The sequence below is a fragment of the Patescibacteria group bacterium genome, from assembly GCA_028717685.1.
Taxonomy (GTDB): domain Bacteria; phylum Patescibacteriota; class JAQUNI01; order JAQUNI01; family JAQUNI01; genus JAQUNI01.
In genome coordinates, this window is record JAQUNI010000004.1 from 90,410 (window position 1) to 101,276 (window position 10,867).

12 protein-coding genes are annotated in these 10,867 nt (G+C 39.0%); 2 read left to right on the forward strand and 10 right to left on the reverse strand.

What is annotated here, in order from left to right; translation table 11 throughout:
- Positions 1–64: 64 nt before the first annotated feature.
- The 5 genes from PHW01_05315 to PHW01_05335 all read right to left on the reverse strand — a co-directional run bounded on the left by PHW01_05315 (position 65) and on the right by PHW01_05335 (position 5,109).
- On the reverse strand, positions 65–982 hold the full coding sequence (locus PHW01_05315; GenBank protein ID MDD5627395.1) for a class I SAM-dependent methyltransferase: 918 nt from the start codon (positions 980–982) through the stop codon (positions 65–67).
- Positions 979–1,821 carry a class I SAM-dependent methyltransferase gene (locus tag PHW01_05320; protein MDD5627396.1) on the reverse strand — a complete coding sequence of 281 codons (843 nt, stop codon included), beginning with the start codon at positions 1,819–1,821 and terminating at the stop codon, positions 979–981. Before PHW01_05320 ends, PHW01_05315 begins: the two co-directional genes overlap by 4 nt.
- A 231-nt stretch (positions 1,822–2,052) precedes the next feature.
- Complete coding sequence (locus tag PHW01_05325) at positions 2,053–2,880, reverse strand: class I SAM-dependent methyltransferase (GenBank protein MDD5627397.1); 828 nt, start codon at positions 2,878–2,880, stop codon at positions 2,053–2,055.
- Between the two features lies 1 nt (position 2,881).
- Positions 2,882–3,745, reverse strand: a complete 864-nt coding sequence (locus PHW01_05330) for a class I SAM-dependent methyltransferase (protein MDD5627398.1) — start codon at positions 3,743–3,745, stop codon at positions 2,882–2,884.
- Between the two features lie 302 nt (positions 3,746–4,047).
- Positions 4,048–5,109 (reverse strand): PLP-dependent transferase, encoded by a 1,062-nt coding sequence (locus tag PHW01_05335; GenBank protein ID MDD5627399.1) that lies wholly within the window; start codon positions 5,107–5,109, stop codon positions 4,048–4,050.
- A 258-nt stretch (positions 5,110–5,367) separates the two neighbouring features.
- Between PHW01_05335 and PHW01_05340 the strand changes: the two genes are divergently transcribed.
- Complete coding sequence (locus PHW01_05340) at positions 5,368–5,805, forward strand: hypothetical protein (GenBank protein ID MDD5627400.1); 438 nt, start codon at positions 5,368–5,370, stop codon at positions 5,803–5,805.
- 488 nt (positions 5,806–6,293) lie between these two features.
- Here PHW01_05340 and PHW01_05345 read toward each other — a convergent pair whose 3' ends face one another.
- The 5 genes from PHW01_05345 to PHW01_05365 are packed head-to-tail and all read right to left on the reverse strand — an operon-like array spanning position 6,294 to position 10,321.
- Positions 6,294–7,997, reverse strand: a complete 1,704-nt coding sequence (locus PHW01_05345) for an AAA family ATPase (GenBank protein MDD5627401.1) — start codon at positions 7,995–7,997, stop codon at positions 6,294–6,296.
- Positions 7,994–8,380: a very short patch repair endonuclease gene (locus tag PHW01_05350; GenBank protein ID MDD5627402.1), complete on the reverse strand. Its 387-nt coding sequence runs from the start codon at positions 8,378–8,380 to the stop codon at positions 7,994–7,996. Before PHW01_05350 ends, PHW01_05345 begins: the two co-directional genes overlap by 4 nt.
- Positions 8,381–8,386: 6 nt before the next feature.
- Complete coding sequence (locus PHW01_05355; protein ID MDD5627403.1) at positions 8,387–9,139, reverse strand: type II restriction endonuclease; 753 nt, start codon at positions 9,137–9,139, stop codon at positions 8,387–8,389.
- A complete protein-coding gene (gene dcm, locus PHW01_05360) occupies positions 9,132–10,124 on the reverse strand; it encodes a DNA (cytosine-5-)-methyltransferase (GenBank protein ID MDD5627404.1) in 993 nt (330 codons plus the stop codon). Before dcm ends, PHW01_05355 begins: the two co-directional genes overlap by 8 nt.
- 2 nt (positions 10,125–10,126) lie before the next feature.
- Positions 10,127–10,321, reverse strand: coding sequence for a helix-turn-helix transcriptional regulator (locus PHW01_05365; protein ID MDD5627405.1), 195 nt, complete (start codon positions 10,319–10,321; stop codon positions 10,127–10,129).
- A gap of 38 nt (positions 10,322–10,359) precedes the next feature.
- Here PHW01_05365 and PHW01_05370 point away from each other — a divergent pair.
- Positions 10,360–10,867 (forward strand): hypothetical protein (locus PHW01_05370; GenBank protein ID MDD5627406.1); only part of this gene is annotated, 508 nt, incomplete at its 3' end.

Consider the following 10,867-nt stretch of genomic DNA (forward strand, 5'->3'; position numbering starts at 1 on the left):
CCCTCCCCGCCCGCTTCGCCTGAAGCGAAGCGATAGCGGGCAGGCAGGGCAGAGGAAGAGTCTCTTACCCCTCCTTGCTCAAAACAGGGGAAGTGCGCTTCTTTAATGTATATATCGGCCCGTTTTTCACAAAAGGATGATCGGAAGAATAAACCTTGCCTTCAATGGTGAAAAATTCTTTTAATTCTCTCTCGCTTTCTTTTTCTGATAAAACAGACCAATGATAATCAGCAGCCATCGGGACAAAATTGTCTTCATAAAAATTGATGAGTTCCTCAATAATGAGGCTATATTGATGATTTTTCAAACTCTTTTCCCATTCTCTGCGCATAATTTTTAAAAGATTCGCCATTGTGTTGTCAATTTTTTTCATGGCGCTGCTGTAATAAAACATACGCAGATATAAAATATTCATCGCAAGCTGAAAACAATATTCGCCTTTTTCTATTTTAACTGCTAAATCTATCAAGATTTTACTGACACTGTTTTCTTTGGTTTCGGGTAAATAAAAATTATGCCGTGTAATCCATATGCCGTCATTTTTTAAAATGCGGCTTATTTCTTGGAATAACCGGGGGTGCAATTTCGCGTCCACATTGCAAATCACTTCATCGCCTACAACCAAATCAAAATGTTGCTTAGGAAATTGAGTGGCAAGCCAAGAGCGGGGGAAAAACTTCTCTTGGGGATGGCGACCTTTTGCTAAAAAATTCGTCATCACGCGATACATCGTGGGGTTGATGTCCACGCAATAAACTTTGGCGCCAGCCAAGCTTTCATAAGTATATAAAATCCGACGCAGTTCCGGTGTCGCGCCCATCACCATAATTTTAGAATTTTTTCTGTTCTTTAAAAATTTGGCAATCAAAATGCCATAATTTTTACAATCGTCAGGGCTCGGACGATTGGGCACTAAAATTTTACAATATTCGCCGGCGACTTTTTCCCAAGCAGCGATTTTCTTCTGAATCATTTTCTTCATAAGTTTTTTCGCGCAAAATAAATCCGATAGCATTTATATACGGGATGTTTTTTATTGATATCGGAATCTATGATTTTAAAATATTTCTTTAATGCCTTTTCAAAAATTTTACGGGGCGGGACAATATATAAATATCGGCGGGGGAAAAAAATGTAATCGGCAATGGCGCCAACTTCTTCAGCGCTAGTTTCTATATTACGCGCGCGGGCTTGATTTAAAAGTTCATTAATAGACAACCAGTAATGACCATAGTCCTTTTTATGATATAAATCACTATTAAACATCAAGGCATATAGCCAGTACCATTTTTCCTCTTTATCTTGGCGCAGCTTCTTATCCTTGCGATATTTGACTAAGAATTTTGGAAAATCTATTTTTTCTTTGATTTCTCTTAAAACCACATTAATAACAAAATATCCATCAGGATTAAGATGCCTTATAATATTTTCAAAAAAAGCATTATATTTAGAAAAAGGTATATTACAGAAAAGATGATCGCCGCAGGCGAGGTCAAATTTTTCTTTTACCCTGAATTCTAACCAATCGCCCCAGACTTTTTTTTCTTTGGGATTTTGGCGCGTGGTGAGCTTATCCATTGCCGAAACCATTTCCGGATTAATGTCAACCATAGTAACACTAAGATTATATTTGGCAAATAAATCTCGTAATTCAGGAGTGGCGCCAAACAATAGAACTTTAGGCTTTTTGCCCAATTTTTTGATTATTTGTTTTAAGAAACGTTCATAAATTTTAATTTCGCCTCTTGATGGCCGCATCGGCGGCTTTAAATCCTTCCAAACTTCCGCCAGACTTTTCCAAGAATATTTTTGGGTTTGCATAGATTTAGTGGTTTCATCTTCCTTTATGAGAAGAGAAATTTGACTTTACTTTATTATACCTCCAATTCTGCAGTAGAGACAGGTTTAAAACCTGTCTCTATATATGTATTAAATGAAATTATTTTTTCTTCTGTTTTTTTCCTGAACCTAAACATCCTCGTCCCCTCCTTTTCAAATTGATAAAAGATCTGGAATTAGAGACCTTTATTGGTAACGTCTAAATCGTTTTGGTCAAACTTTCTGCAACAAATACACCGGCTCGCTCTTACAATATTCAAATTGCTTGGCATAATCGCAAGAAATAATCTTGAAATATTTTCGCGCTAATTTTTCAAATTTTTTTTGTGGCGGTAGAACTGAAACCCCGGCAAAATTTTTATATCGAGCATAAATGCCGAAGTCACTTTTGATTTTCTTTCTATCTTTTAAATATTTAACCTTCTTTAAAAACTTCTGCCAGGAAAACTCATAAGTTCGCGGATTCCACATTGTCGCTGCGGCTTGGACTAAAAAGTCCTGCGGATTCTTAATTTCCCCTCGCTCATACTTTTTAAAAACATTTTCCAGTTTTTCTCGATTCCATTCATCGCAATGCTTCACAATAAGATGGGTAGAAAAATAACCTTTAGATTTCAAAAGAGAACTCACTTTTGCAAATAAAGAGTCCCATTCTGGCCAAGAGAGCATATTTAAAACATCATCCCCTGCCACCAAATCATAATAACCATTTTCTAAAGATAAATCACGCCAATCGTTTTTCACGAAGATTTCCTTTTCCACTTGACCGCGTGTCAAAAGATTCATTGCTAAATATATATTCAAGTTGCGATCCGCGCAAGTGATTTCAAATTTGTATTTATGACCTAAGGTACGCAATTCAGGAGTGGCGCCCAAAATTAAAAGCCGCGGTTTTTTACCCTGCGCTAATTTCCGGAAATGCTTTTCATAAATCGCAATGTGCTCGGCAAGGGGCCGGATCGTCGTGCCTTGCCATTTCTGCCAATCTTGAGCGATTTTTTTGATATTTCCCGATAAAATATATTTTTGATGAGCAGGCATATTATTTTTTCTGTAAATAATAAACCGCAAAAAATTTATCAAACAGAGAATGGGGTGGAGACTTTTGCATAATAATTTTAAAGAATGGAGAAACTTCGCGTCTTGTCTCTCGCGGGGTTAGAGCGCGCCACGATTTTTTGCTCGCGGGATAAATCTTTTTAATTGCTTTATAGATTTTTGTTTTATTTTTCTTCGCCCAAGGGTGATTTTGGAAAATTTGATTATACTGTCTTTCACTCGGATTGGGGGTAGTCTTTGTTTTAAAATCAAAGCTCAAGACCTGCGCCGCAATGTGCATCTCCGCGCAGTCTGCCGCGTTAGGTCCTCTTCTTTTCCACATATGCTCCATAATTTCACTAGCTATGCCTGAAGAAATTTTGGGCGGGATATAGAAAAGGATACGGGTGGTAAATTTACCATTGGGTTTTAGAATTTGGGCTAAATGTTTCCAAAAAATATTTACTTCCGACCAAGCCACGTTGTTTACTACGCCATCACCGAGAATCACATCATAATAATTATGGGCAAGCGGCATGGAAAGCCAGTTCGCCTTCACCCAAATCTCACTGGGATTCTTTTTCCGCATCAGCTTGGTCATCGCTAAAATCATTTCTAAATTCACATCCACAACCGTCACTTCTTTGGTATATTTTGCCGCCAAATCCCTTAATTCGGGTGTGGCGCCTAAAATTAGAACCTTGGGAGATTTTTGACCTTTGACCGCATTATGCAAAAATTGGTTGTAAATTTTTAAATCAGCCGAGGATGGTCGGATAGGGGGTTTCATTTTATACCACCGATTCTGCGCTGTATTAAACCAATATTCTTTCCCTCGGATTAAACTAATAGAGACGTGATGAGTCATATTATTTTTTTTCAAAACATAAATTAAATATCTATCACCAGAAGGAGGACATCAAGCCCGACCAAGCCCGCCCGCCTCGCCTGAAACGAAGCATTTGAGCGGGCAGGCAATCTCATCAGGCAGTATTTATACTTATTTATGAGATTGCTTCGTCCTTCGCAATGACGATGTATTTCCTAACCCAAAGTTTAATGGTAATTCTCTTTAAAATAAAACAAATTCTCTAAAAAGTCAATAAAAAAAGCGCCGAAATAAAATGGAGCCCATCGCGATAAGCTCCATAAATCGACGCAAAAAAATAACTATAATTGCGTAAGAACATCCTCAAGAATATCCACGCCTTCTTTAGAATGACCCGCTGCGATACGAATTAACGCGGGGTCATAATTCTCTGAAATAACACCTAGTGGTAAAATCCGCCAGTCTTCAGCGCCAAAGGAAGGGGTAATAGACCAGTGGTCGAAAGCACACAACTTATCTGCCAATTGTATTGCCATCTCTTGCCCGCCTTTCATCGCAGCATAGAAAATGCCACCAGCCAGACCATCAAACTGGGAATGGACAAGATTGTAGCCGGGGTGTGACACCAAACCCGGATAAAATACTTCAACCTTACTGGGATATCGAGCCATTATTTGAGCGGCACTGATAGCGTTTTCACAGTATAGGGAAAAATACCGCTCCAGCCGCGGCAACGCAATTTGTTCCGCCACAATCGGCTGCATTACTACCTGCCGATAGTAATCAGAGTTCTTGATGCCTTGGATTATATCCACAGAACCCGAAATTCTGCCGCCAGCAACTTTGCCTTCTGATTCCCACTTGGACAAAGAGGCGACCTCAATCACTTTGACACTCCAGTTTTCTTGGAAAAAGGGATGAAAAGTAGGAATCAAGGTGGTGTCCACGACCGCAACGGTGTTCATGCTAACCAAAATATCTAAAGTGGCTTTATAGTTCACAACCGGCATCCCCGGACTATTACCAATCATCTCAAAGAAATAGAACCGCGGCTGCAGCTCTATCATCTCTTGTAGCGAAACGACATCTGCAGGATCAATGAAATGAACCTTTATCATATCTATTTTCTGCCCCAGATTTTCCGCAAACCGTATTGCCCCTGGATATAACGCTTTAGAAAACAGAACGCAGTCACCCGGCTGAATTAAAAAGTTCACCACCGCGCCAATCGCCGCCATACCGCAATTAGTGACAGCGCTTGCTTCCGCGCCGGTGTATTTAGAAATCTCTGTTTCCAACTGTAATTCTTGCGGAGAATTCACAAGATAGTGTCCTTTAGAGAAAAGTTCCTGAAGGGCATAACAATTCACAAATTGTCTACTGATTCCATCCCAACCTATCATTTTCCTTACCTCCCATTTTTAGAAAATGCAAAGATCATCAACCTAAAGACACCTTAAAGTTATTTTCTTTAAGGTGTCTTAATATAGCATATATCAAATAAATCATCAAATAGTTGTAATAGTTCAATATATTGAAAACATCCAGGGTATAAAAAGTAACCATTACAAATCCTTGACTTTTATTCTAAAGTATATTTAAATAAGATGTCTAGCTCATATTAAGTAGAGCTAGCGAAACAACAGAAGGAGGGAAGATTTATGAGTTTATGCCCAGTTTGCGGAAGAGTACAGTGTGACCACACTTTGGAAGAGAGAGGGCAAACATACGCAGAAATGATGCGACCGCTTTCCGAAGAAGAGGAAGAAGTATGGCGAAAAGAGCCGTGTGGCTCTCCAGAAGGAATCAGGGTTGCAAATGCACACGCCCATGACCCCGTGGAAAGAAGTAAATTAAGAAATGCCCCGCTGAAGATGGAAACTGAAAAGCAGGAACAGAGAGGTGACGATACTTTCCTGAAAATAAAAGTCAGTGAAGCTCCTGAAGAGGGAGGCGCAAGCACCACGGTTGAACTTACTTTGCACAATGTACAAAGTAGCACTGTTAAGAAAGAGCAAGGCGGCATTCTTTTTTACACTACAGATGATGCACCCTGCATATTAAGAATTGGCGCACCCCTTAGTGCACCACTGCTCTAACAGTTCTCTAATAATCAGGGATGGTTGACGGATTTCAACCATCCTTTTTTATTTTAAAGAGTAATTAAAAATTCAGTTTTTGTTGGAAAATTTCCTTTAATTTGATAAACTCCGCGAGATGACCACGAAATTATTGACCCCGTTAGAAACATGCCGCGCGCGAGTTTTTAACGAGGTTGACTTTTTAAAAGTGGTGGGATATTCTAAACTTTGCTCGAAATTTCTTTGAACGAAACTGACGCTCCGCCCCGCCGCCGCTCGCTAACGCTCGCCACCCCGCAAAAAAGTTTTCTCTACATTTTTTATTTTGCGCGCGCCCGATTTTTTCTTCTAAAAGGAAAAGAAAACTTTTTCGCGGGGTTCTGCTCTTGGCGAGCAGGGCGGCGGGGCTTCGCTTCGGCTCGGGCGCGGCGGAATTCCCCCCACACCCCCCTTCCGCCGCGCCCTCGCTTCCGACGGCGATTTTTTCGGCGGGCTTTTCTAGTATATTAGCTTATTCTCAAAACACTTTCAATCTCCGATTCTGGCAAATTTTTAATCTTGTTTTTCAGTGTTTCCACCCAAGACGGCACGCTGATTGAATTTTCGCTCATTCTTCTTTTTACCTCAATGAATAAATCTAAACCCTTTTTTGATGTATCAAACCCTAAACTATTTTCAAATTCTTTTTCAAAACCTAAATACTTATCTTTCGGTGTGCCGTCTGGATAATTTATTCCGTTTTCGGCAAACAATTCTAAAATTGCCTTGTTTTTGTTTATATTCTCCTGTTTCTCGCTCGTGTTATCAAGCTGTTTATCGCCGTCAAAAATCACATAGCAAGGTATTCCAAATTCAGAATATAAGCGATAAAAACGATCTATTTCGCTTTTACTACCGCAACGAACGATAGAGATACCCTCTTTTATAAAATCAAAGCCGACCAAATCAAAAAAGTAAGGAAGTAAAAGCGTTTCCGATTGACCTTCAACCAAAATGATTTTCTTTGCGAAAAATCCCTCGTTGGCTTTTTGAGTGTCGCCTGTGTTTTCGTATGCGTTTTTGTAGTGTAAAAATAAATCTTCTTCCGATGAGTCAATATTATTTCTCGTTTTCAAATCTTTAACAAAATCTCCAACTTTGGCATATCTCAAAAATGTTCCTTTATCTTTTGTTTTTCTGACGATAAAAATTTCATTGAAATTTCCAGCAGATAAAAAATTTGGCGAATGAGTGGTATAAAAAACTTGCGTTCCCTCCCTGATTATATTTCCATCTATATCTTTTTTATCCTCTGACAATTCACGCAAAATTTTGTAAAAATTTCTTTGTGCTTGGGGGTGCAAAAATAATTCCGGTTCGTCAATGAATATCGGACTTTTATTTGCCAAATTTAATTCCGAATACGCTTTTAAAATAGCGATTGATATTGAGGCCTGAACGCCCATTCCCAAATTAGACGCTTGAAATTCCATACCCATATCTTGCTCTTTAACTATCAATTGCAAGGTTTTGTAAAAATTCCACGGATCATACAAGCTCAAATCAACGACAAAATCAGATTTCGGTCGATTTAATTGTTTCGCACTTTCTTCTTGCAAAATATTCAAAAATTTATGCATCACTTCTTGTCCGCTCTCGTCTTTAACCGAAAAAAGCAATCTGTCCCTTATTACTTGCAGCCAATCCTTCAACCATTCTTTTTTCGCTTTAACTTCGTTATTGTGCTTATATGTTTCAACGGAAAACTTTTTATTGATTTCTTGTAAAATTCTACCCACAAGCGACCAACGGCTTGAAGGAAGATAATCAAGAATTTTTCTATCCACGCCAAGATACGCCGAACAATACTGCTCTCTTATGTCTCCTTTGCAATTATAAGAATTGTCATCATAAAAAAGCCCTGATTTAATTTCTTTTTCATTTCTATAGGTATTAGTAACTTCTTTATATTCATTAAGTTCAAGATTGTGGTCATCGTCAAATTCCAATCTGATTTTTATACGATTTTCTTCCTTACCTAAAAAATGATCTTCTTTGCAAACCGAATTAAAAGACGGATATGTTGGTCCTAAAATCCAATTGATAGCGTCAAAAACATTGCTTTTGCCAGAACTATTTGCCCCGATAAAAGCATTTAAGCCGGTGGACGGCTCAAATTCCAAATGCTTAATGCTTTTATAGTTATCAATCGTGATTTTTGTAATTTTCATATCTGCTTAATGATACTTTCAATTTTGCGAGGCAAATCGTGTTCCCAAATTCTAAAAATTTTCCAACCTTGCTTTTTATAATGCCTTGAAACTTCCTTGTCTCTTTCCGTATTCCTCTCTATTTTTTGCGTCCAATAATTTTTGCGAACGGACGGAATACGACAATGTTTTTTGCATCCGTGCCAAAAACAAGAATCAATAAAAATCGCTGTTTTGTATTTTGGCAAAACAATATCCGGCTTTCCAAAATACTTGCCAGAATTTTTGCGATACCGCAAACCGGTTTTCCACAATTCTTTGCGAAACAATATCTCCATTTTGCTGTCCTTGCTTTTGACATGAGACATTATTTCGCTTCGCTTTTGTTTTGATACTGTGTCCATACATAATCAGTTGCTGAACAGTTCAACGGGGTTAATCTTAAACTGCAACATTTTTGCCGAATCCCGCCCGGCGTCTCCGCCTTTTCTTTGCATTGTTATTTTTCCGATTTTCAAACTGCCCTGCGTTGTAATTCTAACCGGGCCGTCGGCAAAAACATTCATGGCGTGATTTATTGATTTCAAAATCCAACTGCTTTCGCCGTTGGCGACCAAAGCGACTAACATCCAGCCCGCCGAAAATTTGCCTCTGCCTTTCAAAATATCGGAAACGACCAAAATTTTGTTTTTGGTGAAATAATCAATAATTTTCTTTTGATCGCTTTCGCTCATTTCGTTCAAAAACATTCTTCGTCTGTCTTTTAATTTTGATTTTGTTGGCGCTATTTCGCCTGTAAAAGTTTTCAAAATTTTGGTTATGTCCGCCGGAATTTCCCACATCTCAACATACTTATCTACCCACCTTTTATCTATTTGGTTAAATCCCTGCGGATTGCTGACTAATTTTACAGACAAATTTTCGGCGGCAATCGCTTTTTTGAGATAAATCGTTATTTGAACCTGAACATCGGTTTTGTATCCGTGCAATTTCATCGCTTCCACTTTATTAATTTCTTTTATCGGATAGCCCATTATCGCCAACCATTTTTGAGCGTCTATATCATTTTTCCAATCGTTAAATTTTCGGACAATATCGTCCTCGTTTCTAAATCCGCCTTTTGCGGTTTCCGAACCCCATTTGATTAAATCTTTTTTATTCATAATGGTTTGTATAATTAAGCAAACTTTTTCCAATCGCTTCAATCGTGCTAACCGTCATAGCGTTTCCGGCTTGGCTCAACAAATAAACATCGGCGATTTTGCCTTTTGTTTTTTCGCTCAAATTTTTTGGAAATCCCTGCAATAACAAAGATTCAAAACCCGATAATCTCCTAAATTTTCCGCCTCTAACATACAAAACGCCGTGCCGTCCCGTTCTTAAAGTTGGCACTTTGTTTTTGTACAATCTTAAATCTGATTGGCGGGTGTCCAAAACCAGATAATCCTCTTTGAGCAGTTTTTCAATTTTGAATAATCCTTTGTTGTATTTATTGTCTAGATATTTCAAAAATGTTTCGTAAGCTCTCTTTTTTTCGTTAAACTCCATTTCGCCGTTGTCAATTAAGTATTCTTGAACATCGGGCGGAAAAACTGGTTTTGGCCATTCAAAATTATTACCGTTCACAAGGTCTTTTCTTATTCCGACAAAATAAATTCTTTCGCGCATTTGCGGAACTCCATAATCCAAACTATTCAAAACTCGGTGATAAACTTTGTATCCCGCTTTGTCTAATTCTTCCAAAATGACTTTCAAAGTTTTTCCGCCCTCATGATTTACTAAACCTTTTACATTTTCCAAAATAAAATAAGGCAAATTTTTGGCGTTCATTATTTTAATCAAGCCGTAAATTATTTGCCCTCTATGGTCGTTCATTCCTTTTCTCTGACCGATAACGGAAAACGATTGACAAGGGAAACCGGCAATCATTAAATCAAAATCCGGTAAATCATTTGCGTTTATTTTCATCAAATCGCCATGATTTTTTTCTTCCTGTCCGAAAAATTCTCGGTATGTTCGCTCGGCGTATTTATCAATTTCCGAAAATCCGACACAACTTAAGCCAAGGTTTTGAAGTCCAAGACGCCCCGCGCCAATTCCAGCACAGAAATCCACAAATTTTAAGTTATTTTTTTGTGCGGTGGCCATACTCATTTGATTAAATCCTCAATCGGGACATCTAACGCCTTTGCGATTTTCTTGATTGTATCAACAGTCGGGTTTTGTTGCTTGCCCGCTTCAATGTTGATTATCGTATTATTGGAAACATCGGCAAGCCGGGCCAGTTTTTCTTGCGACAAGCCCAGTTTTTCCCTCAATCGTTTTATTTTGCTTGACTCTACCATATTTGAATAGTAATATTAAATTGTGGTATAATTGAATTATGCTAGAACTTCTGAACCACAATATAATATTACCAAAATATTTGGAAATAGTAAAGAAAAAAGGGAGTTCTTCAATCTTTTCCGCGTCGGGAGGGTGGGACAAGGAAAAGAAAAAAAAGCCCGCCGAAAAAATCGCCGTCGGAAGCGAGGGCGCGGCGGAAGGGGGGTGTGGGGGGAATTCCGCCGCGCCCGAGCCGAAGCGAAGCCCCGCCGCCCTGCTCGCCAAGAGCAGAACCCCGCGAAAAAGTTTTCTTTTCCTTTTAGAAGAAAAAATCGGGCGCGCGCAAAATAAAAAATGTAGAGAAAACTTTTTTGCGGGGTGGCGAGCGTTAGCGAGCGGCGGCGGGGCGGAGCGTCAGTTTCGTTCAAAGAAATTTCGAGCAAAGTTTAGAATATCCCACCAATCGCAACTTTCGCCGTTTTGGGAAAGGATTGCCTCGCGGCTTCGCCGCTCGGCATTCGGGCTTTGCGCCTTGCGCAAAGCCATAAAATCCCACGGCGGGCAAA